Annotated in this window: 24 protein-coding genes and 1 riboswitch; of the genes, 21 read left to right on the plus strand and 3 right to left on the minus strand. The window is 37.4% G+C overall.

The window, feature by feature from the left end; genetic code table 11:
* Positions 1–55 precede the first annotated feature (55 nt).
* Together IGL32_RS05910 and IGL32_RS05915 are read left to right on the plus strand one after the other, a co-directional pair.
* Positions 56–937 (plus strand): CvfB family protein, encoded by an 882-nt coding sequence (locus tag IGL32_RS05910; RefSeq protein ID WP_002361792.1) that lies wholly within the window; start codon positions 56–58, stop codon positions 935–937.
* 115 nt (positions 938–1,052) lie between these two features.
* Positions 1,053–1,502, plus strand: coding sequence for a Fur family transcriptional regulator (locus IGL32_RS05915; protein WP_002357640.1), 450 nt, complete (start codon positions 1,053–1,055; stop codon positions 1,500–1,502).
* A 50-nt stretch (positions 1,503–1,552) separates the two neighbouring features.
* Here IGL32_RS05915 and gap read toward each other — a convergent pair whose 3' ends face one another.
* Entirely contained in the window at positions 1,553–2,563 is a 1,011-nt protein-coding gene (gene gap / locus IGL32_RS05920; protein ID WP_002357638.1) for a type I glyceraldehyde-3-phosphate dehydrogenase, read from the minus strand.
* A 287-nt stretch (positions 2,564–2,850) separates the two neighbouring features.
* Between gap and obgE the strand changes: the two genes are divergently transcribed.
* The 5 genes from obgE (at position 2,851) to IGL32_RS05945 (ending at position 7,214) form a co-directional block, all read left to right on the plus strand.
* Positions 2,851–4,167: a GTPase ObgE gene (gene obgE, locus IGL32_RS05925; protein ID WP_002384537.1), complete on the plus strand. Its 1,317-nt coding sequence runs from the start codon at positions 2,851–2,853 to the stop codon at positions 4,165–4,167.
* Positions 4,168–4,305: 138 nt separating this feature from the next.
* Positions 4,306–4,608: a hypothetical protein gene (locus tag IGL32_RS05930; RefSeq protein WP_002363933.1), complete on the plus strand. Its 303-nt coding sequence runs from the start codon at positions 4,306–4,308 to the stop codon at positions 4,606–4,608.
* Between the two features lie 26 nt (positions 4,609–4,634).
* A complete protein-coding gene (locus tag IGL32_RS05935; protein WP_002363934.1) occupies positions 4,635–5,933 on the plus strand; it encodes a PTS sugar transporter subunit IIC in 1,299 nt (432 codons plus the stop codon).
* A gap of 218 nt (positions 5,934–6,151) precedes the next feature.
* Positions 6,152–6,697, plus strand: coding sequence for a TetR/AcrR family transcriptional regulator (locus IGL32_RS05940; protein WP_002365644.1), 546 nt, complete (start codon positions 6,152–6,154; stop codon positions 6,695–6,697).
* A 142-nt stretch (positions 6,698–6,839) separates the two neighbouring features.
* Entirely contained in the window at positions 6,840–7,214 is a 375-nt protein-coding gene (locus tag IGL32_RS05945; protein ID WP_002379436.1) for a YxeA family protein, read from the plus strand.
* A gap of 43 nt (positions 7,215–7,257) precedes the next feature.
* Here IGL32_RS05945 and IGL32_RS05950 read toward each other — a convergent pair whose 3' ends face one another.
* Complete coding sequence (locus tag IGL32_RS05950) at positions 7,258–8,007, minus strand: peptidylprolyl isomerase (RefSeq protein WP_002374887.1); 750 nt, start codon at positions 8,005–8,007, stop codon at positions 7,258–7,260.
* A 181-nt stretch (positions 8,008–8,188) separates the two neighbouring features.
* Here IGL32_RS05950 and IGL32_RS05955 point away from each other — a divergent pair, with 181 nt between their 5' ends.
* The 8 genes from IGL32_RS05955 to IGL32_RS05990 all read left to right on the plus strand — a co-directional run bounded on the left by IGL32_RS05955 (position 8,189) and on the right by IGL32_RS05990 (position 16,238).
* Positions 8,189–9,280: a DUF871 domain-containing protein gene (locus IGL32_RS05955; protein ID WP_430600116.1), complete on the plus strand. Its 1,092-nt coding sequence runs from the start codon at positions 8,189–8,191 to the stop codon at positions 9,278–9,280.
* 193 nt (positions 9,281–9,473) lie between these two features.
* Positions 9,474–10,403: an alpha/beta hydrolase gene (locus IGL32_RS05960; protein WP_156210036.1), complete on the plus strand. Its 930-nt coding sequence runs from the start codon at positions 9,474–9,476 to the stop codon at positions 10,401–10,403.
* 168 nt (positions 10,404–10,571) lie between these two features.
* Positions 10,572–11,462 carry a site-specific tyrosine recombinase XerD gene (xerD, locus tag IGL32_RS05965; RefSeq protein WP_002360354.1) on the plus strand — a complete coding sequence of 297 codons (891 nt, stop codon included), beginning with the start codon at positions 10,572–10,574 and terminating at the stop codon, positions 11,460–11,462.
* 64 nt (positions 11,463–11,526) lie between these two features.
* Positions 11,527–12,321, plus strand: coding sequence for a segregation/condensation protein A (locus IGL32_RS05970; RefSeq protein ID WP_002390627.1), 795 nt, complete (start codon positions 11,527–11,529; stop codon positions 12,319–12,321).
* Positions 12,318–12,923 (plus strand): SMC-Scp complex subunit ScpB, encoded by a 606-nt coding sequence (scpB, locus tag IGL32_RS05975; protein ID WP_002357625.1) that lies wholly within the window; start codon positions 12,318–12,320, stop codon positions 12,921–12,923. Before IGL32_RS05970 ends, scpB begins: the two co-directional genes overlap by 4 nt.
* A 3-nt stretch (positions 12,924–12,926) precedes the next feature.
* Entirely contained in the window at positions 12,927–13,643 is a 717-nt protein-coding gene (locus IGL32_RS05980) for a pseudouridine synthase (protein ID WP_002357624.1), read from the plus strand.
* Positions 13,644–13,794: 151 nt separating this feature from the next.
* A riboswitch (FMN riboswitch) is annotated at positions 13,795–13,914 on the plus strand.
* 71 nt (positions 13,915–13,985) lie between these two features.
* Entirely contained in the window at positions 13,986–14,651 is a 666-nt protein-coding gene (locus IGL32_RS05985; protein WP_002382314.1) for an ECF transporter S component, read from the plus strand.
* Positions 14,652–14,906: 255 nt separating this feature from the next.
* Positions 14,907–16,238 (plus strand): zinc ribbon domain-containing protein, encoded by a 1,332-nt coding sequence (locus IGL32_RS05990; RefSeq protein WP_002382315.1) that lies wholly within the window; start codon positions 14,907–14,909, stop codon positions 16,236–16,238.
* A gap of 22 nt (positions 16,239–16,260) precedes the next feature.
* On the opposite strand, the gene IGL32_RS05995 is transcribed toward IGL32_RS05990, so the two are convergent.
* Positions 16,261–16,479 carry a ferredoxin gene (locus IGL32_RS05995; RefSeq protein ID WP_002357617.1) on the minus strand — a complete coding sequence of 73 codons (219 nt, stop codon included), beginning with the start codon at positions 16,477–16,479 and terminating at the stop codon, positions 16,261–16,263.
* A gap of 35 nt (positions 16,480–16,514) precedes the next feature.
* Between IGL32_RS05995 and IGL32_RS06000 the strand changes: the two genes are divergently transcribed.
* The 6 genes from IGL32_RS06000 (at position 16,515) to der (ending at position 23,420) form a co-directional block, all read left to right on the plus strand.
* Positions 16,515–17,549 carry a helix-turn-helix domain-containing protein gene (locus tag IGL32_RS06000; RefSeq protein WP_002379439.1) on the plus strand — a complete coding sequence of 345 codons (1,035 nt, stop codon included), beginning with the start codon at positions 16,515–16,517 and terminating at the stop codon, positions 17,547–17,549.
* Entirely contained in the window at positions 17,550–18,992 is a 1,443-nt protein-coding gene (locus IGL32_RS06005; protein ID WP_002382317.1) for a RecQ family ATP-dependent DNA helicase, read from the plus strand.
* Positions 18,993–19,067: 75 nt separating this feature from the next.
* Positions 19,068–19,694 carry a LysM peptidoglycan-binding domain-containing protein gene (locus IGL32_RS06010; protein WP_002360346.1) on the plus strand — a complete coding sequence of 209 codons (627 nt, stop codon included), beginning with the start codon at positions 19,068–19,070 and terminating at the stop codon, positions 19,692–19,694.
* Between the two features lie 236 nt (positions 19,695–19,930).
* On the plus strand, positions 19,931–20,611 hold the full coding sequence (cmk, locus tag IGL32_RS06015) for a (d)CMP kinase (protein ID WP_156210034.1): 681 nt from the start codon (positions 19,931–19,933) through the stop codon (positions 20,609–20,611).
* Between the two features lie 113 nt (positions 20,612–20,724).
* Positions 20,725–21,936, plus strand: coding sequence for a 30S ribosomal protein S1 (gene rpsA, locus IGL32_RS06020; protein WP_002360341.1), 1,212 nt, complete (start codon positions 20,725–20,727; stop codon positions 21,934–21,936).
* 173 nt (positions 21,937–22,109) lie between these two features.
* Positions 22,110–23,420: a ribosome biogenesis GTPase Der gene (gene der / locus IGL32_RS06025; RefSeq protein ID WP_002379441.1), complete on the plus strand. Its 1,311-nt coding sequence runs from the start codon at positions 22,110–22,112 to the stop codon at positions 23,418–23,420.
* Positions 23,421–23,478 lie beyond the last annotated feature (58 nt).

Here is a 23,478-nt window from a genome sequence, read left to right on the forward strand (position 1 = left end):
GAACAAAAGCGGAAATCTTTTGTTCGATTGATTTTCCTTGAGGAGTTAATGATAAATGAGAGAATTACTAGCAACAACATTTACCGGCATTGTGGTCGATGAAAATGAACAATTTTATTTTGTTCAAAAAAATGGCATCACATTCCGTTTAAAAAAAGAAGAAGGTACGCATGCTATAGGGGAGGCTGTAGAAGGGTTTGGTTATTTAAATCAAAAACAAGAGCCAGCACTGACAACTACAATTCCTACTGTGCGCATTGGTAGCTATGGCTTTGGTACTGTCACAGGAACGAGACGTGATTTAGGTGTCTTTGTAGACGTTGGCTTACCAGATAAAGATGTCGTTATTTCGTTGGATGAATTACCAACTATGCGGGAACTTTGGCCTAAAAAAGAAGACCGAGTAATGGTTACTTTAAAAGTGGACAGTAAAGACCGCATTTGGGGCGAATTAGCAGATGAAAAAGTCTTTAAAGCAATGGCAAAACGTGGGAATGCTGAAATGCAAAACCAAAACTTAACCGGGCATGTGTATCGTCTGAAACTTGCAGGAACGTATATTTTAACTGATGATTTATACATTGGATTTATCCATCCTTCTGAACGATTCCAGGAACCACGTTTAGGTGAAAAAGTAGTGGGGCGTGTGATTGGCGTGCGGCCGGACGGCGTATTGAATCTTTCATTAAAACCAAGAAGTCATGAAGTAATCAGCGATGATGCGTTAATGATTCTAACTTTCTTAGAAAGAGCAAACGATCACCAAATTCCTTTCACCGATAAATCAAGCCCTGATGAAATTAAACAAACCTTTGGCATTAGTAAAGCTCAATTTAAACGCGCCTTAGGCCATTTAATGAAACAAAAATTAATTAAACAAGAAGATGGTAAAACAATTCTAATTGGCTCGTTGGAACAATCAAAAGAAAAAAATTAAGGTAGCTAATTGAGAATATCTTGCAAATTACAGTTATTTCTTTTATAATTATTTTAATTTGATTGATAAATTAAGTTTCTTAATTTGTAATCATTCTAAACAAGGAGCTGTAATAATGGATTCGACTGCTGCTTTAAAAAAGACAAAAAAACAATTACATGAATCAGGCTTTAAATTAACACCACAACGGGAAGCAACCGTACTTGTATTATTGGAAAATGAAAAAGATCATTTATCAGCAGAAGAAATTTACTTCTTGGTAAAACAAAAAAGTCCGGAAATTGGTCTAGCAACAGTCTATCGAACGCTAGAAATTTTAACAGACTTAAAAGTCGTTGATAAAGTGAGCTTTAACGATGGTTTAGCTCGCTATGATTTAAGAAAAGAAGGCGCAAAACACTTTCACCACCATTTGTTATGCTTAGAATGTGGCACAATTGAGGAAGTGGAAGAAGACTTGCTTGGTGAAGTAGAGCAAATTGTTGAAAGTCGGTATCATTTTTTAGTCAAAGATCATCGCTTAACTTTTCATGGTATTTGTCAAAGTTGTCAAAGTAAACATTAAAAAAACTGCCTTGCATTAATTTATGCAAGGCAGTTTTTTATTCATTGGAATTATAAATTAGCGAATTTTTCCAATAAGCGAATCATTTGGCAAGTAAAACCATATTCATTGTCATACCAAGCCACAGTTTTCACTAATTGGAAATCGCCAGCTGTCGTTACTTCTGTTTGCGTTGGGTCAAAAATCGAACCTTCTGTCGTGCCGATTATGTCTCCAGAAACAATTTCACGATCATCATAACCGAAAGAAGGGTTATCAATGGTGTGTTTTTTCATTGCTTCATTTACTTGATCAGCTGTTACTTTTGTTTTTAAAATGCTAACTAATTCTGTTAAGGATCCATCCACAACGGGAACACGTTGGGCATGGCCTTGTAATTTTCCATTAAGTTCTGGAATAACTAAGCCAATTGCTTTAGCAGCACCAGTTGAATGGGGAATAGTATTGTCTGCAGCAGAGCGTGCCGCACGAAGATTTCCGCCACGAACAGGGCCATCTAATAGCATTTGTGTTGATGTGTAGGCATGGACAGTTGTCATGGTACCAACTTCAATACCGAATTCATTATTTAAGAAGTAAGCCATCGGTGCTAGACAGTTTGTCGTACATGAACCAGCAGAAATGATTTTATCGTTGGCATCAAGTGTATCATCATTGACGTTGTAAACGATTGTTTTCATTGCGCCTGCAGGAGCAGAGATAACCACACGTTTCACACCTGCATCTAAATGAGCTTGTGCTTTTTCTTCAGAGGTATAAAAACCTGTACATTCAAGGACAATGTCTACTCCGTTTTCTTTAACCCAAGGGATTTTACTTGCATCTGGTTCTGCGTAGACACGGGTTTCTTCGCCGTCAACCACAATGCCATTTTCAGTGGCTGTCACGGTGCCAGGATAGGTGCCATGCGTAGAGTCAAATTGTAATAAGTGAGCCAACATTGTTGGGCTAGTCAAATCATTGATAGCCACAACTTCAATATCATCAGAAACTTCTTTTATTCGGCGAAAGGCTAAACGACCAATTCTTCCAAAACCGTTAATTCCTACTTTGACTGTCATAACAAAAATTCCTCCTTTAAATGTTTGTGTTTCTTTGGACCCTTGCTGAAAAAGTGATTTTCTTCAACTATCTATAGTATGAACCTCTAAAATTTTTTTGTCAAAAGACTGATAGCGAAGCGACAAAAAGAAAGCGAAAGATTCATGAGAAATTTTGCTTTTTCCAACGATAACTAACTAGAATTGCTAGACAAACGGTTGTTTTCCCGATACAATAATAAAGACTTTCGAATCACGCTTTTTGAGGTGATTAAAGATAGTAGAAGTAGAATAGGAGGACAAATTATATGTCCATGTTTTTAGATCAAGTGACGATTGATGTCAAAGCTGGTAAAGGCGGCGACGGAATGGTTGCTTTCCGTAGAGAAAAATATGTACCAGACGGGGGTCCCGCTGGTGGTGATGGCGGTCGCGGTGGCGACGTTGTTTTAGTTGTTGAAGAAGGATTACGCACATTAATGGATTTCCGGTTTAATCGTCATTTTAAGGCGACACCTGGAGAAAATGGTATGAGTAAAGGAATGCACGGTCGTGGTTCAGAAGATTTACTTGTCAAAGTTCCACCAGGTACAACAGTTCGTGATGCAGAAACTGGAGCCTTAATTGGGGATTTAATTGAGAATGGTCAGACCTTAGTAGTAGCGAAAGGCGGACGCGGTGGTCGTGGGAATATTCGCTTTGCTTCCCCAAGAAACCCTGCACCAGAAATTGCCGAAAACGGCGAACCGGGTCAAGAACGTAAAATCGAATTAGAATTAAAAGTCTTAGCAGATGTTGGTTTAGTTGGGTTTCCTTCTGTAGGGAAATCAACGTTACTCTCTGTTATCTCGTCCGCTCGTCCGAAAATTGGTGCCTATCATTTTACGACGTTAGTTCCAAACTTAGGGATGGTGACTACTAGTGACGGTCGAAGCTTCGCTGCAGCAGATTTGCCAGGCTTAATTGAAGGAGCTTCTCAAGGTGTCGGCTTAGGAACACAGTTCTTACGCCACATTGAACGGACGCGTGTTATTTTACATGTCATTGATATGAGTGGCATGGAAGGACGCGATCCTTATGAAGATTATTTGGCAATCAATAAAGAATTGGCTTCACACAATTTACGTTTGATGGAGCGACCTCAAATTATTGTTGCCAATAAAATGGACATGCCTGAAGCAGAAGAGAATTTAGCGAAATTTAAAGAGCAACTTGCGAAGGAACGCACCGATGAGTATGCTGATGAGCTACCTATTTTCCCAATCTCTGGGGTTACTCGCAAAGGTATTGAACCTTTATTAAATGCAACAGCTGACTTGTTGGAAGTAACGCCTGAATTCCCATTATATGAAGATGAAGTGGTAGAGGAAGAAACCGTTCGTTATGGCTTCCAACCAGAAGGTCCAGAATTTACGATTGATCGTGAACCAGATGCTTCATGGGTTTTATCTGGTGAAAAATTAGAAAAATTATTTGAAATGACGAATTTCGATCATGATGAAACAGTAATGCGTTTTGCACGTCAATTACGTGGTATGGGTGTCGATGAGGCATTACGAGCACGTGGCGCGAAAGATGGCGACATTGTTCGGATTGGTAATTTTGAATTTGAATTTGTCGAATAAGCATAAAACCAGTTCACTCAGTGAACTGGTTTTTTATTTTAAAATTAGTATTAAATTAGCGAATAGATTGAAATAATATTTTTAATAGCTTATAATTTTAAATGTAACAAAATAACAAACGAAAGGAGCGAAATTGAAATGGAAAACAATCAAGCAATGGTTCCTAAGTTTTCAGTTAAAAGTGCCGGTTTTCTTTTTAGTATGGGGCTCTTATGTGGTGTCCTGTTGCCGAGTGTTTTATTATGGACTTTCAGTCTGCCGTTTAATATTGGTGCCATGATTTTTTTGCCTGTTGGGATTGCTTTTGCGTTAGCGTATAGTCATTATTTTATTGAAACGAAAACAGGTTTTTGTAAGCGTTTTATTTGGTTGTTTTTAATTTCTCTTATTTTATTAGAGCTTATCTCTTATTTATGGCTGATTAAAGGAGTTATTTTTTAAGAGAAAAACAGAGGAGAGTGTTATTTATGTTAGATAAACTGACTGTTTGGATTGAAAATCATCTAGCTGGACCAATGGCTAAAATTGCCAATCAGCGCCATTTACGTGCGGTGCGGGATGGGATTATTGCGACATTACCTTTAATTATTGTCGGTTCTTTTTTTCTAATTATTGCGTTTCCGCCGTTACCAGAATCTTGGGGCATTACTCAATTTTTAACAAGTAATGCTGCTACAATCTTATTGCCTTACCGAATGACAATGTACATTATGGCGTTATATGCGACTTTTGGCATTGGCGCTAGTTTAGCGAAATCATATAATCTTGATCAAGTCTCTGGAGGGATTTTGGCTACGATTGCTTTTTTATTAACATTAGTACCTGTAGCGATTCCTGAAGAAGCCAGTAAAGCAGCTGGCGTTTCTGGGTTTGTTTTACCAATGGCTAATTTGGGTGGTGCAGGGATGTTTGTCGGGATTGTGACGTCAATTATTGCTGTCGAAATCTATCGAGTGACAGATAAGTCTAAGTTCAAAATTACAATGCCTGATAACGTTCCACCTGCTGTTGCTCGTTCATTTGAATCATTGACTCCGACTTTAATTGTCATGTTATTGATTGGTTCAATCACTTATTATTTAGGCTTTGATTGGCACACATTTGTAGGGAACTTAGTGGGACCACTAGTTCAAGCAGCGGACTCTTTATTGAGTGTCTTGCTGTTAGTCTTTTTAACCACATTTTTCTGGTTCTTTGGGATTCACGGCGCTTCAATCGTAGGATCGTTGGCGCGTCCTCTATGGCTACAACTATTAGAGGAAAACACGACTGCTAAAGCAGCTGGCGAAGCATTACCTCGGATTGCGGCAGAACCTTTTTACCAATGGTTTATTTGGATTGGTGGTGCTGGAGCCACAATTGGTTTAGCTATATTATTAGCCTTCCGGGCAAAATCAGAATATGGTTCAAAACTAGGAAAAGCTATTTTAGCACCGTCTATTTTTAATATTAATGAGCCAGTTATTTTCGGTGTACCGATTGTCTTAAATCCGATTTTAATGATTCCTTTTATCTTTGCACCAATGGTTTTAGCAACGATTGCTTGGTTTGCCACAAAATTAGGTTTAGTAAGTGAAGTTGTCTTTACCGCTCCTTGGACCTTACCAGGACCAATTGGCGCCTTTATGGCGACAGGCGGCGATTGGCGTGCTGCTGTTTTGAATATTGTTTTAATTCTAGTGGCAATTTTGATTTACTATCCGTTCTTTGTAGCTTATGATAAAAATGAGCTTGCCAAAGAACAAGGCAAACAAATAGAAGAATAAAGAGTGCAGCCGTTTAGTGTCCAGAACAAAAGGTGATGACCTTTTGTTCTGGACCTATTTGTTTATAGGCGATGAAAATTCTCAATTTTTTTGAAATGTATAGAAAATTTTGAGAAAAGAAACGCATAAAAAAGTGTAAAATATTATATATATAATGAAAATGGTTTTCTTTTGTGTGAACATAATAAAGTTATTGTTAACTAAAAGAGAAAAGGGGTATGAAAATGGTTAGAACGAAGGTATATACAAAGGAAAAAATCTTAAACGTAGCTGAAAAAATTTTAGTAGATAAAGGTTTTTCTAATTTAACTGCTAGAAATATTGCAGATGCTATGGGGATTTCTACGCAGCCAATTTATTTAGAATTTGTCAACATGGACGATTTAAAACGAACCTTAATTAAATCGTTATTTCATCGTATGCAATTATTTTATAAAGCAGATGTCGGTGCCTCAGACCCAGTGATTGCATTGGGTCTGAACTTTATATTATTTGCCCAAAAACATCAAAAAATCTATACGGCGTTATTTATGAAAGCACATGGTTATGAAGAAGAATTGCAGCAAATGCTTCAAACTTTTTTTGAAGAGCGTTTATTATTGGATAAAAAATATGTACAAATGGACAAAGGAAAATTTGTCGAATTATTTCCTAAAATGGTGGTAATCTATTTAGGTTTAGCCACAGCGGTTACAATGAAAACAATTGACTTAACTAAGAATCAAGAAATTCAATTATTAAGTCAATTATTGATAGAAGAGTAGTGTTTTGTTATTTATTCAAAATAACAAAAATACGACATAAGTCTGAGGAAAAACTGGTCGTTGCGCCCGAGGAAGGATTGTTTAAAACTTGCTATACTTTGGAAGAAGTAACAGAGAATAATTACTCGGGAGGATTTATGTGATGAAATTTATTAAATTTTTAGTGGTGACAGCAATTGTTATTGGTGGTGGTTTATTTGGGGCCAAGTTTTACGCAGAGAAGAACTCTGGCGAATTAGCTGGTGTGTTAGATCAATTAAATCCATTGGTTAAAGAAGGAAATGTGTATGTTAAAACAAAGAAAGCCGATAGCGTTAATGGCTATGGAATTGCTAGTTATACGCAAGTAGCCGCAGATGAGGAAGGCAAAACGCGAGAAATAACTTTCACAGCGGACCATGAATTAAAAACAGATCATTATCTAAAAGTCTCAAATAAAGGGGCCCACATCAATACGTATGAAGAGGTCAAACAAGACCAAGTACCAGAAAAGGCATTACAAGCGATTCAAAAATAACAAAAAGTCAGAACGTATCTTCAGCGTACGTTCTGACTTTTTGTTATTTTTTTGCTTCTTGAAGAATATTGATTTTTTCAATTTTAACATCAGTTTTTGGTTTATCGTTGGCACCAACTTCGACTTTGGCAATTTTATCGACAATATCCATTCCTTTGGTTACTTGACCGAAAACAGTATGTTTTTTATCAAGAGAAGGATAGCCGCCTTTTTTGTAAGCATCAATGATTGCTTTTGGATAATCATCATATAAAAGACCATCAGATTGATCATCTGTATTTTGGACAATAAAGAACTGACTGCCGTTAGTATTAGGTCCTGCATTCGCCATTGATAACGCGCCACGAATGTTATATAACTGGTTTGAAAATTCATCTTCAAATGGTTTATTCCAGATGCTGTTTCCGCCAGTTCCATCACCGCTAGGATCGCCACCTTGGATCATAAAGTTATTGATGACGCGGTGGAAAGTCAAGCCATCATAATAGCCATCTTTGGCATGTTTCATAAAGTTCTCGACAGTTTTTGGAGCCTGTTTAGGAAATAGTTTGATTTCAATATTTCCCATTGAAGTAACCATTTGGACTAAGTCTTGATCTTCGGCAACTTTGTCATCTAGTTGTGGTAAATCTAGTGAATTTAAGTCGACCGAATCCTTTGTTTTGCTTTCACTGGATTTAGCGACAGAATCACTCGTTGCGGTCGTGCCTTTATTATTGGTTGTGTTACAGCCTGCTAAAAGCAAGGTGAATGCTGCAACTGAAGCAACAGCAAGCATTTTCTTATGTTTCATCTGTTTTCCTCTTCCTTTCACACTGACAATTAGGTTCTTTTTTATCATAACAAAAGAGAAGATAACAAACCAGTGGAATTTTTATAAGATTTCCTATAGGAAAGGTGTAGACCACTTTTGTTTTTTTTGTTACAATGTAAGCAGATACATTATTATGTTTTACAATTTAGGAGGCAATCACATGGGAAAATTAGGTATTTCAATTTATCCAGAACGTTCAACATTTGAAAAGGACAAAGCATATTTGGATTTGGCTCATAAATACGGCTTTAAGCGTGTCTTTACTAGTTTATTGCAAATCAATGATGATCGGGAAAAGGTATTAGCAGAGTTTAAAAAAGTCGTAGATTACGCCAACCAATTAGGTATGGAAGTGATGGTCGATATTAATCCTGCATTGTTCGAACAATTAGGCATCTCTTATGATGATTTATCATTTTTCCATGATATGGGCGCTTACGGTATTCGTTTAGATCTTGGTTTTACTGGGCAAGAAGAGGCGAATATGACAAGAAACCCTTATGGTATTAAAATTGAAATTAATATGAGTTCAGGGACAAGTTATGTAGATAATATTATGGCCTACTCACCAAACACAGAAAATTTACTAGGCTCACATAATTTCTATCCACATCGCTATACCGGCTTAGGCTATGAGCATTTTGTTTATTGTTCAGAAAAATTTAGAAAATATAATTTAAATACGATGGCGTTTGTGAACTCACACGATGCTACATTTGGGCCATGGCCGACACAAGATGGGTTATGTTCTTTGGAAGACCACCGCGATTTAGAAATTGCAACGCAAGTTAAGCATTTAGTTTTAACAGGATTAATCGATGATATTTCTGTCGGAAATGCTTATGCCTCAGAAGCAGAATTAGCAGCAATGGCAGAAGCCTTTCAAGCACCGTATCCTTCGATCAAAGTGGATACAGAACCAGAAATCACAGAAGATGAAAGAATTGCATTGTTCGATAACTTACACAGTTATCGTGGAGATCGTTCTGATTACGTTTTGCGTTCAACAATGACACGTGTTTACTATAAAGATCGTCCTTTCCCAGCTCATACAACGAGAGATATTGTTCGAGGCGATGTCTTGATTGACAACGTTGGCTATGGACAATACAAAGGGGAAACACAAATTGCTTTAAAAGAAATGAAAAATGATGGCCGTGTAAATGTGGTTGGTCGTATTTCTGATGACGAACGTTTCTTATTAGAATTTTTGAAACCATGGTCAAGTTTTAAACTTATTGAAAATAAATAATTTTTAGTTTCCTATAAATAGATAAGTGGAGCATAGCGTAAAAGGTAATATTTTTGTGCTATGCTTTTTTGTCGCAACAAAATTGTCCCATTGTAGTGGTAAAGAAAGATGGTTGAATCTTTGAATGGTGGTTGTCAAAAAAAGGGCGACAACTTATAATGAATCATACAGTTTAAATAAAAGGAGTACGTAGATGAATCGATGGTTAAAAATTTTGATTGCGCTTATTGTAGTAATTGCAATTGGTTTAATTGCGGCAGGCTTATATTTTTATAATTATGCAGTAGTTCCAGGAAAGAAAGACTTTATAAATGAGAATACCCCAGGGTCAAAAGTGGTCCAGACACCTGAAGGCGCGTGGTTTAAAGATGACAAAAATCGACAAGAATGGTCAATTACTTCGGAAGATGGGCTACGTCTAAAGGCCATTTATTTACCAGCCGACAAAAAAAGTAATCGTACCGTTATTATGGCGCATGGTTATATGGGTTCGGCAGAAACGATGTCTGTCTTTGCGAAAATGTATCATGATTGGGGCTACAATGTGTTAGCGCCAGATGCGCGTGGTCACGGGAAAAGTCAAGGAGATTATATTGGGTTCGGCTGGCCCGATCGTAAAGATTATGTCCAATGGATTGAGAAAGTTTTAACCGAAAATGGTCAGCAAGAACAAATCACTTTATACGGTGTCAGTATGGGTGCTGCTACAGTCATGATGACGAGCGGGGAAAAATTACCAGATAACGTGAAAGCCATTGTGGAAGATTGTGGCTATTCTACAGTCAATCAGGAGTTGCAATATCAATTGAAAGAGCTTTTCAATTTACCAAGTTTCCCATTAGTTAATGTTACTAGCGGGATTACGAAACTTAGAGCTGGCTATTTCTTTGGGGAAGCAAGCGCTGTTAAACAATTACAAAAGAATCAGTTACCAATGCTCTTTATTCATGGTGAAAATGATACGTTTGTGCCGTTTAGTATGCTAGACGAAGTTTATAATGCAACCCAAGGACCTAAAGAGAAATATGTCGTTCCTGGAGCAGAGCATGCGAAAGCTTATAATAAAAACCCAGAAAAATATAAGGAAACAGTAGCTGCTTTTCTAGATAAATATATAAAATAACAAATTTATTCTTTACTAATAGTAGCAAAAACAAAAGACTTGTTCTTAAGTTAACGACTTAGTGAACAAGTCTTTTGTTGTCAGTTGATTTTTTTTAATAAGTTGGAATTTACCCATGCAATCTAGGGCATAATCTGATAGGATAGTACTAGAAATGAGGGAAGGATAATGGAAGAACAATTAGTCGATTATTTACACTATTTACAAATAGAGCGGGGCTTATCAAATAACACACGACGGAGTTACGAACGAGATTTAAAAAAATACGTAGCCTTTTTACAAGAACAAGGCCTGCATTCTTGGGACGAAGTTGACCGTTACATGATTACAGAATTTTTGCAATCCCTTCACGAAGAACAGCAAGCTTCAGCAAGTGTGATTCGGATGATTTCTAGTTTGAGAGGATTTCATCAATTTTTACGTCAAGAACGCTTAAGCGAACATAATCCGATGCAACATATTGACTCCCCCAAGAAAGTTCAAAAATTGCCAAGTACATTATCTGTTGACGAAGTGACTCGATTAATTGAAACGCCTGATACAAGTAAACCACTAGGTATGCGGAATCGTGCTATTTTAGAAGTGATGTATGCAACGGGCCTGCGAGTTAGTGAGCTAATTGAAATAAAATTAGGGGATCTGCATTTATCCATTGGTTTATTGCAAACAATCGGAAAAGGGGACAAAGAACGAATTATTCCTTTAGGCGATTATGCGATTCAATGGATTGAGCGCTATATGAACGAAGCCAGACCTCAATTGATTAAAAATCATCCGAATGAAACACACCTATTCGTTAACCATCATGGCGAACCGTTATCTAGACAGGGCATTTGGAAAAATTTAAAACAGATTGTCCGAGAAGCCCAGATAGAGAAAAATATTACGCCGCATACATTACGGCATAGCTTTGCGACACATTTGTTGGAAAATGGCGCAGATCTTAGAATCGTGCAAGAATTATTAGGACATGCAGATATCTCCACGACACAAATTTATACACATATTACCAAACAACGAATGGCAGATGTTTATAAGGAACATTTTCCTCGGGCTTAATTTGCGAGAATGCCCACAAACGAATAAATTTATGGTAAACTAGGAAGTCGAGAAAAGAAAGTAGGTGTCGTTTTTGCAAGAAATTAATTTAAAACTAGATGTCTTTGAAGGACCACTGGATCTTCTACTACATTTAATTCAAAAATTAGAAATCGATATCTATGACATTCCCATTACAGCAGTAACTGAACAATACATGTCTTATATTCATGCGATGCAAACCTTAGAGTTAGAAGTCGCTGGAGAATATCTAGTCATGGCTGCCACCTTAATGGCTATTAAAAGTCAGATGTTGCTTCCAAAACAAGAGCTTGAAATCATTGATGATGAAGATTTTTTTGAAGAGGAAGACCCACGGGAAGCTTTAGTAGCTCAGTTATTGGAGTATCGGAAATTTAAATATGCAGCGACTGTTTTACATGAAAAAGAAGAAGAACGTAAACTCTATTATACAAAAGAACCAATGGATATGGATGATTATAAAGAGGAAGATACAACACTACCGCCTAATCAAATCAATACAATTGATTTATTTCTAGCCTTTCACGCCATGTTAGAAAAGAAAAAAAATCGCCAGCCTGTTGAAACAACTGTTGCTAGTGACGATGTTTCCATCGAAGAAAAAATCACCGCTATTTCAGAACGTATGCGTCAAGTACAGAAAGGGAAGGCAGTGTCGTTTGATTCTTTCTTCGATTCTTATTCCAAACAAGAAATTGTGACAACGTTCATGGCTCTTTTAGAATTAATGAAAACAGGCGTGATTTATGCTGAACAAGAAAATAATTATAGTGAAATTTTGTTATTTAATACAGAAACCCAGCAGGAAGATACAACAGAGGTGGAGGAAACACAGTGACATTAGTTAGTCAAATTGAAGCAATTTTATTTGTGGTTGGCGAAGAAGGAATTGGCTTGGAAGAGCTTGCGTACTTATTAGAGAAGTCAACAGCAAAAACCTATGAAGAATTAACGAAATTGAAAGAACATTATGCTTCTGACAATAAATCGGCGTTAAATATTTTAGAAGTCGGCAATCATTTTGTCTTAACAACTAAGAAAAAATATGCCTCATTACTAAAAAAATATGCGCAATCGCCTATGTCGAACGCCTTATCACAAGCGGCGCTAGAAACATTATCCATTATTGCTTATAAGCAACCAATTTCGCGTATTGAAATTGATGAAATTCGTGGCGTACAGACTTCTGGCTCTATCCAAAAGTTAGTTGCCCGTCAGTTGATAGAAGAAAAAGGCCGCGTAGATGGTCCTGGTAGAGCAATTTTGTATGGCACAACGAAGTATTTTATGGATTACTTTGGGTTGAAAAGTTTAGATGAATTACCAGATATCCAACAAATGGAAGATGAATTAGAAGAAGAACTACCAATGGATCTATTTTTTGATCGTTATCAAGAAACGAACCCAATGTCTGAAACAACAGAAGGCGAGGAAGCTTAAACAATGGAAAGATTACAAAAAGCAATTGCTCATGCTGGGGTGACTTCGCGTCGCAAAGCAGAGGAATTAATTGTCAAAGGTCGCGTAAAAGTCAATGGCCAAGTGGTCAAAGAATTAGGAACACAAGTAAGTAAACAAGATACTGTTGAGGTTGATGGTGTACCAATTTATCAAGAAGAATATGGTTATTATTTATTCTATAAACCAAGAGGGGTTATTTCTGCGGTGTCTGACGATAAAGGCCGTAAAGTAGTAACGGATTATTTTACAGATGTTACTGAGCGAATTTATCCAGTCGGTCGTCTGGATTATGATACTTCTGGGTTGTTACTTTTAACGAATGATGGAAGTTTTTCACAAAAATTAACCCATCCTAAACATGAAGTAGATAAAGTCTACGTAGCAAAAATTAAAGGTGTTCCAACTAAACGGGATCTATTGCCATTAGCCAAAGGCATTCGCATTGATGGCAAACGCACAGCACCAGCCAATTTTCAAATTCTTTCAGCGGACATTAAAACAGGTAGCAGTGTCGTGGAATTAACGATTCATGAAGGACGTAATCATCAAGTGAAGAAAATGTTTCAAGCTGTTGGTTTCCCTGTTCAAAAATTAAAACGTGAACGTTACGGTGAGTTGACCTTACAAGGTTTGCGACCAGGGCAATATCGTGATTTAACTAAAAAAGAAATCAGTCAATTATTAAATCAAGCTAAATAAGATAAAACGACTCGATCTCTTCGCGCTTATGGCGAAGGGATTGTTTTTTTTGAGAAACGAAGCAATCAATGAAATTTAATAAAAAAGCTTAGTTAGTTGCATTCATTGTTCAAATCGGTTACACTAAGTAAGTAAAAAAATATAATACAAGGTTCGTCTTCAGGGGCAGGGTGTAATTCCCGACCGGTGGTTATAGTCCACGACTCGTTTTTAACGATTGAATTGGTGTAATTCCAATACCGACAGTATAGTCTGGATAAAGAAGATAGGGCTTATTTGAGACGCTTTTTCATCAGATAATCCTACTCTATTTTTCCCTGCAGAAAAATAGGGTTTTTTTGTATGACAAAGAAGCGAATCAAAAAGTTCGTTGAAGATGGGTCCTTAATTGGAGGATTTCAGATGAACAACAAGGTACAAAAAATGGTCAGCATTGCAATGTTGGCCGCAATCGGTACAGTATTACAATTTGTGGCATTTCCGATTATGCCGGCGTTTAGTTTTTTGAAAATCGATTTTAGTGATATTCCGATTCTACTCGGAATGTTCTTGTACGGACCGTTAGCAGGAGTAATTACTGCTTTTGTTCGTTCGTTGCTACACCTGTTCTTAACCGGACTAGCACCGCAAAATATGGTGGGAGATTTCGCTAGCTTTTTAGCAAGTAGTATCTTCACCTTGCCAATTTTTTATTTCTTTGGTAAAAAGAAAAATATCCGTACAAATCGGATAGTGGGCTTAGTAAGTGGGATCTTAGCCTTGACAATTTTCATGAGTATTGCGAATTATTTTGTCATTACACCCATTTACTTACAATTATATGGTGTGACCACACAACAATTTTTAGGAACATCTTTAGCAAGCTATGTGGCGATTGGTATTGTGCCATTCAACCTTATTAAAGGCCTCTTAGTCAGTGGTGTTTTTCTAGTACTACATGCGAAGTTATTGCCATGGCTATCAAAAAAACAACATACTATTCAGAAAAAAACACCGTTAACAAAATAAATGATAAAAAACCTGCTGTTGAACAATGTTTGACAGTGGGTTTTTAAAATTTACGCCTAAAAGAAAAGAGGTTGTCATAATCTGTCATCATTCTGTTAAAAAATACTAAACCATCTGCATTGTAATTTTAACTTTCCCTTGGTATGATAGAAATCATCAAAGAAAGAGGAGTTTTCCTGAGTGAAAAAGTGTAAAAATTGTCGTCACGTGAATCGTGATACGGAGTCCTTTTGTGAAGAATGCGGCGCTCCGCTAATGAATGAATCAATGCATCAAGAGGAAAACCAAGCACAACCATCAATGAATAAAGGGAACGAATCTACTCCTCTCAGATCAAAAAGAAGCTGGATCTGGGCGTTTCTTTTTGTGTTCATCGTTCTTGGAGCGGGTAGCTATTTTCTCGGGACGCATTATTTTTCTAAGGAACAACAAATTTCTTATTTTATTGAAGCGATTGAGAATGGTGATGCCCAAGAATTAAGTAAAAAAATGAGGACGAACGAGTCTGAATTTCAAGTGAATCCGCAAAGCATTAAGCCTTTAATCACTTATTATCAAAAAAATCCAACTGAGCTAAAAAAATTAGAAAAAGCGCTATTAAAGGATAAAAAGTTACATGGTTTAACTATTCGTGAAACAAGTCAAACAGCATTTTTCTTTCACCGTTATCAATTCATTTTAACGCCTGTTTCTGTTCAGTTAACGACGAATCAGCGCGGTGTGACGCTGGCAATGAACGGGCGGGAAGTGGGCACTTCCGACTCAACCACTTATCAAAAGGAATTGGGCCCCTTAGCGCCAGGACAATATACTTTTACAGCCACAGTGAAAGATAGCACCGGCGAACCTGTTATCACAGAAGAGTACCGTTTATTAGAAGAGGAAAATTATATTTCTAGTATTCCTTTAGATTTTAAACGAATGAATTTTGTTGTGGAAAGCAATCTGCCAGACGCAGATATTTATATTAATGATCGGAAAGTTGGTACGCTAACGAATGGAAGCAAAACGATTGGCCCTTTGTTCTGGTCCAAAGGGATGACGATTCAACTTAAAAAGACGATTAATGGAGAAGAAATTCAAACATCAAAAGAAACGATTGGTGAAAATGATTTTGTCGAAGCGCTCTCCGATAATCCAACGCTACAATTGAATTTTCCGTTAGCTAGCGACTATGATGCCCGCAAAGCGCTAGAAACCTTTTATCAAGCATTTGCCAAACAAGTGAAAAGTCATACGGATAGTACAGAATTTGCTAAAAAATATCTCGTTGGTGGGGAAAATAATCCTCAATTTCCTTCTTTTATAGAAGCACTTGAACGATTACGTGAAAAGAAATCGACCGATGGTTCACCAGATTTTGAAGTGACCATTAATACGCTACAATTGGATGGTAAAGAAAATTACCATGTCAATTATTATTTAGAAGCCAAAAATTCTAAAGCAAAAGAAAATGGTCTTCGTTATGAATGGATCAATGGCCTAAATGATCAAATTCATTTAGTCAAAGAACCGTTAAAAGAAGGACAATTACAGTTTGTTTCGATAGATGAACAAACACTTGCTTGGCTCGAAAAGATACTCTAAGCAAAAATGAGTGCTAAATTATTTAGCACTCATTTTTGCTTATTTCTATTGCACGCGTGGGACATTTGCGGTACGCTTTTAACACATTCTCGCGTTCGTTTTCTGGAATAAATTGTTGTCGAGCATGCGGCTCGTCTTTAAAAAGGACAATCCCATGATCATCATAATCAAATATATTAGGCGCATAAACTTGACAAAGTCCACAAGCAATACATTTTTCAGGAACTAAACGTGATTGCATAAACAGTGACACATCCTATCTAAAAGAGGTTTACTATGGAAGCAACTTTTATTTTAGCGTTATTATCTCATGGATACAAGGTACGTGCATCAACTTTGTATCATCTTTTAAAAGGCAAACGGACTAGCTCTGTTTTGATTTATGGTTTTTTATATGATTGTTTACGGTTCATTGGCTGGTGGCCAACGATTTCCGAACAAGCCTATTTTCAATTTCTTGAAAAACTTTCGAAGGCGAAACAAATTCAGTATCACGAAGAGACAAATGAGATTCAACTAACAAAAGAAGGGCAACTATTTTTAAAGGAGCACCATTTTTCGTTGCTGGATTATCCTGCAATTGATCTTTATCGTTTTGGCAGAAGTGATCGAGAAAGTTGGCAACTCATTCAATTTGCCGTGCAAGTGACTTCATATTTATCATTTGAGGAAAAACAGTATATTCCACTTTTATCAACACCGATTCCGCAACTATATTTGAAACGATGGTTACAACAAGACAAGAAAGAGCAGCGCGTTCAATCAATCAAAGAAGAACTGTTGCGAGGGTTTGAGTTACTACCTGAAGCAGAAAGCGACTATTTGGTTGCGCAACTTTCTGGTTATCAGCAAACTGGCAAAGTTCCTCAGCAATTAACAAGCCATAAGACAGCTCTTGAACAGCGTTTGTGGCACACGCAAGCGGTTCATCATTTACTGCAGTTGATAATGTACGGAGGAAATTATCCTGCTTTACAAACGCTTGTATGGCCGTATCTAGAAAAAAATCTAAACCAAAGTATGCAAGAAACCCAACGATTGTTAACGGAAGGTAAGACACTTCAAGAAATTGCTGAGCAGCGAAAAATAAAACCGAGTACCATTCACGACCATCTATTAGAGTTGGCTATTCAAGGGCAGCTGCAGGCGTCTGTTTACCTTGAAAAGGAGGCAATGCTCCAAAACTTGGCTCAAACAGAACAAGATCCGCGGCTGTGGGTGTATCGGGATTGGCGAGCGCAAGAAGCGACGCTTTCTTATTTAGATTTTCGGTTATATCAAATCCAACAAATTTGGCAAGAAAAGGAGTGAGTGTTGTTGACATTAGAACAAGAATTATTCACTCAATTTGGTTACGCAGCGTTTAAGCCTGGTCAAAAAGAAGTGATTACAAACTTACTTGACGGTATGAATACATTGGCTGTTTTGCCAACAGGGACTGGAAAATCATTGTGTTATCAATTTGTGGGCCAGAAGTTAGAGGGACTAACGGTAATTGTTTCTCCCTTACTTTCGTTAATGGAAGATCAGATGCGTCAATTACAAAGACAAGGAATTAAAGGTGCGGTTGCCTTAAACAGTACGTTACAGTATTCAGAAAAGCGTTATATTTTAGCGAAAATGTTCCAATACGATTATCTGTTTTTAAGCCCAGAAATGCTTTTGCAGCAAGAAGTACTTAGTGTGTTACAACGCCAAAAAATTGCATTATTTGTGGTGGATGAAGCCCATTGTGTTTATCAGTGGGGCGTCGATTTTCGCCCTGAATATAGTAAATTAGATCTGGTCCAAAAACAGCTAGACTTTCCTTTGACCTTGGCGTTAACTGCCACAGCGACACCCGTTGTACAGCACGCAATTATAAAACAATTATTTTCTCATGGCAGCTATCAAGAAGTTCTTTCTTCAGTGAATCGAAAAAATATTGGCTTGTTCGTGAAGGAAACGTCAGAAAAAGAAGAAGTGTTACTAGATTACTTATCTAAAACGGCTGGTAAAATCATTATCTATTGCGCCACGCGCAACAAAACAGAACAAATCAGTCAACTTATTCAGGCAAAAACCAGTTTTAAGGTAGCCTATTATCATGGGGGCTTGGAGGCTAGTGAACGTAGTCGCTTGCAAGAACAATTTATTGATAATCAAATCGATATTCTTTGTGCAACGAATGCTTTTGGGATGGGAATCGACAAACCTGATGTTCGTGGAGTGATTCATTTTGATTTGCCTGATAGCTTAGAAAATTACCTGCAAGAAATCGGGCGAGCTGGACGTGATGGTCAAAAAAGTTGGGCGCTATTATTGTATAAAAAAGGGGATGAATTTATTCATCGGTTTTTCTTAGAAGAGACAAGAGCGAATCGAGCGACCTTAAAATCGCTGATTGAAGGAGAAGAACAAGCAGGTTTGCTAGAAAATGCCACCGAGTTACAACAAAAATGGGTCCAAGGCTATTTAGCCAAGGATTATTCTTTTGAAGAGCTAGAGCATCGTTTAGAGGAGAAAGAAAAAGATCGCCAAGCACAATTAAGAGGGATGCTGACGTATATTGAAACCACAACCTGTCGAAGAACGTTGATTCAAACTTATTTTCAAGAACCGATTGTCAAACAATCACCGGAAACTTGTTGTGATAATTGTGCGTTATTCTTTGACATTTACCAAGATTCAATAGTAAAATCGAACAAGACCAGCAATCAAAATGAAGAAGGTTGGCGTTCTAAATTTCTAAAATTATTTAAAGAACGTGATTAATTCATTTTTTTAGTCGGCAGTTGGCAAAAGCTATGATATAATAACAAGCGAGAGAAGTTTAGGAGGAAATTAGCAGTGAGTAAAAAGGACAAAAAGAAAAACCAAGCTCGTGAGCCATGGGAACAATCAATTTATGAACCTGATCAAAATGGTGGTGGTTCTCGTTTAGCAAAACGCCAACAGCAACGAGGAAATTCATTATTTCTAACTGTTTTAGTTATTTTGCTATTATTAATTATTGCCATTCCAATTGGGACTTTCTTATGGATGATGCAAGACAAGAAACCGAACGAAAGTGCTAGCAAAAATAGCCAGCCATCTTCTTCATTAGTCCAATCATCATCAAAAGAGAAGAAAAAAGAAAGTACGTCAAAATCAGTGGAAAGCTCAGAACCAGCAAGCAGCCAACCAGCTGAAAATACAACACCTTCAAGTTCAGATGCTGCTGCACAGCAACAACAGGACCAACAAGCACAACAACAGCAACAGCAACAACAAGAGCAGCAACAACAACAAGAAGCTCAAAATCAACAACAGCAACAAGCGCAGAACCAACAACCTGTTTATGATACCGTTCAAAGTGGCGAAGGGGCACGTCAAGTTGCCGAACGTAACGGAATGACATTAGAACAAATTTTAGCGTTAAATCCTGGGATTGATACATCTGTGTTTTATCCAGGACAACCATTACGTATTAAATAATCCAGAAAAAGAGGTTTGGACAGCACTTTCAAGGGCTAAACCGCGACGGATGATTACATGAGAATGCCAATAAGCAGAAATTTCCGAAAGATGTTTTGCGTCTTTCGAGGGATTTCGGCTTATTGCTTTTTCGTTAGAGACTCGTCATCAGTTTAAATCCAAGTTCTTTTCTTCTGATTTTAATATAAAAGAAGAAGCGCATTTAAAAAGATGCATATCAGTTAAGGAGTTTTTTCATGGGGAAAATCAGTATTGCTATTGACGGACCAGCTTCGTCAGGCAAAAGTACAGTTGCAAAAATTTTAGCAAAACAATTGAATTATGTGTATTGTGACACGGGTGCCATGTACCGAGCGATTACGTATTTGGCCTTGCAAAATCAAATCGACATTCAAGCGGAAGAGCCATTAGTAGCGCTTTGTGTCAACCACACTATTTCTTTTCAGCAAGCAGAGAATGGCCAACGTGTTTTTATCGATGGTCATGAAGTGACCGAAGCGATTCGCCAGCCAGATGTAACGAATGCTGTTTCAGCTGTTTCAAAACATGCAAAAGTTAGAGAAGAAATGGTGGCGTTACAACAGAAAATTGGTCAAGCCGGCGGAGTTGTCATGGATGGTCGAGATATTGGTACTGCAGTTTTACCAAAGGCTGAAGTAAAGATATTCTTGGTGGCTAGCGTTGACGAACGTGCAGAACGTCGTTTTAAAGAAAATCAAGAAAAAGGGATTGAGACGGATTTTGAAACCTTGAAGGCGGAGATTGAACGTCGGGATTATTTAGATTCAACCAGAGAAGTATCACCCCTTGTCCAAGCAAGTGATGCTGTGAAAATCGATACAACAGGGTTGACGATTGAAGAAGTCGTCGCCGCCATACAAAATGTGATTAAACAAAAAGGTTTTGAACTTTTTTAAAGAATTTTAAGAAAAATAGAAGAAATCGCTTTATTTTTTTACAAAAATCTCGTACTATGTAAGTATATATAGCTAAGTTTTGGAATTTTTGTTGGCATAGGAGGATAAGAGGCATGACAGATTTTGAAGACAAACAAGTAGCAAACAACGAAACAATGGAAGATGCAATGAACAGCGTTCAAGAAGTCAGTGTTGGCGATATTGTTAAAGGCGAAGTTTTAGCCATTGAAGACAAACAAGTTGTTGTCGGCATTGAAGGAGCGGGCGTTGAAGGCGTTGTTCCTGCAAAGGAATTATCGACTTTACCAGTTGAAGATGTACACGAACTTGTGAAAGTCGGTGATGTGTTAGATTTAGTTGTTATCACATCAATTGGCAAAGATAAAGAAAACGGCAGTTATTTACTGTCAAAACGCCGTTTAGATGCTAAAAAAGTTTGGGAAGAAATTGAACAAGATTTCCAAGCGGGCAAAGTAATCGAAGCACCTGTTACAAATGTTGTTAAAGGTGGTTTGGTTGTTGATGTCGGTGTTCGCGGATTTGTTCCTGCCTCAATGGTTGAAGATCATTTTGTTGCAGATTTTTCTGAATATAAAGGTCAAACACTAGCATTTAAAATTATTGAAATCGAACCTTCAGAAAACCGCTTAATTCTTTCACATAAAGCAGTTGTTGAAGCTGAAAAAGAATCGAAAAAAGAAGAATTACTTTCTTCTTTACATGACGGAGACGTTGTTGAAGGGAAAGTAGCTCGTTTAACAGATTTCGGCGCATTCATTGATTTAGGTGGCGTGGATGGTTTAGTTCATGTTTCTGAAATCGCTCATCAGCATGTGGGCAAACCAAGTGATGCGTTAACTGTTGGCGAAGACGTTCAAGTAAAAATTCTTTCAATTAATCCAGAAGAAGGACGTATTTCTTTATCTATTAAAGAAACATTGCCTGGACCATGGACAGATATCGAAACAAAAGCAGCCGCTGGGACTGTTTTAGATGGCACAGTAAAACGCCTAACAAGCTTCGGTGCCTTTGTGGAAGTTTTCCCTGGTGTGGAAGGATTAGTGCATATTTCTCAAATTTCTCACAAGCACATTGCAACGCCTCATGAAGTTCTTCATGAAGGGGATCAAGTACAAGTGAAAGTTTTAGAAGTTAATCCAGAGGAACATCGTATTGCTTTAAGTATCAAAGCGTTAGAACCAAAACCTGAGTCTCAAGAAGAACCAAAAGAAGAACAGGAATATGAATTGCCTGAAGAAAATACTGGCTTTACCATGGGCGATATTTTAGGTGACGCTTTATCTGATGCGAAAGAAGAGGAATAACACGTTACTTTCTTGAAATTTATGAGTTTGACATAGCCGTAAACAGATCGGCTGTGTCAAACTCATTTTTTCTTGAATTGGTTAGAAAATCAGCAGAAACTAAAACTTTTCTTGCACTTTAAGGTTTGATTAGGTAAACTAGTAAGGATTGAAATTCTCAAGGAGGGAATCAAATGGCAAATCCAACTATTGCGATTGTCGGTAGACCGAATGTCGGTAAATCGACTATTTTTAACCGCATTGCCGGTGTGCGTATCTCGATTGTAGAAGATACTCCTGGCGTAACACGCGACCGTATTTATACAACTGGAGAATGGTTAGGGCGTGAATTTAGTATTATTGATACAGGTGGGATTGATTTAGGTGACGAACCATTTATGGATCAAATCAAACACCAAGCAGAAATTGCGATTGATGAAGCAGATGTGATTATCTTTGTTGCTAGTGGCCGTGAAGGAATTACTGATGCAGATGAGTTAGTAGCAAAAATTTTATATCGTAGTAATAAACCAGTGATCTTAGCTGTTAATAAAGTTGACAATCCTGAAATGCGTAATGATATTTATGAATTTTATGCTTTAGGACTAGGGGATCCTTTCCCAGTTTCTGGTAGTCATGGTTTAGGCATTGGCGATGTGTTAGACGAAGCAGTTAAACATTTTCCTAACACTTCAGAAGAAGAGGACGAAGATACAATTAAATTTAGTTTAATCGGGCGTCCAAATGTCGGTAAATCATCATTGATTAATGCTATTCTTGGTGAAGATCGTGTGATTGTTTCAGATATTGAAGGAACAACGCGAGACGCAATCGATACGTATTTTGAATCTGAAGAAGGTCAAAAGTTCTTAATGATTGATACTGCTGGTATGCGTAAACGTGGGAAAGTATACGAATCAACTGAAAAATATAGCGTCATGCGCGCAATGCGGGCCATTGAACGCTCAGACATTGTTTTAATGGTCTTGAATGCAGAAGAAGGTATTCGTGAGCAAGACAAGCGTGTGGCGGGCTATGCCCATGAAGCAGGTCGTGGTATTATTATCGTGGTCAACAAATGGGATACAGTCAAAAAAGATACAAATACAATGCGTGATTTTGAAGCGGAAATTCGTGATGAATTCCAATATTTAGATTATGCACCTATTATTTTTGTGTCTGCATTAACCAAACAACGTTTAAATAAACTGCCTGAACTAATTGAAACAGTAAGTATGAATCAAAACTTACGGATTCCTTCAGCGTTGTTAAATGACGTTGTAATGGATGCTGTAGCAATTAATCCGACACCAACCGATAAAGGAAAACGTTTGAAGATTTTTTATGCAACACAAGTGGCAGTCAAACCACCTACATTTGTTATTTTTGTCAACGAAGAAGAACTAATGCACTTTTCTTATGCCCGGTTTTTAGAAAATCAAATCAGAAAAGCATTTACGTTTGAGGGTACACCGATTAAAATCATTCCGCGACGCCGAAAATAGTGCATTCTACCATACTTTTTTTAGATATTCAAATAAATTTATCAACTTTGAGAAAAAA

Origin of the sequence: Enterococcus sp. AZ035 (assembly GCF_050548325.1) — a bacterium.
Taxonomy (GTDB): Bacteria; Bacillota; Bacilli; order Lactobacillales; family Enterococcaceae; genus Enterococcus; species Enterococcus faecalis.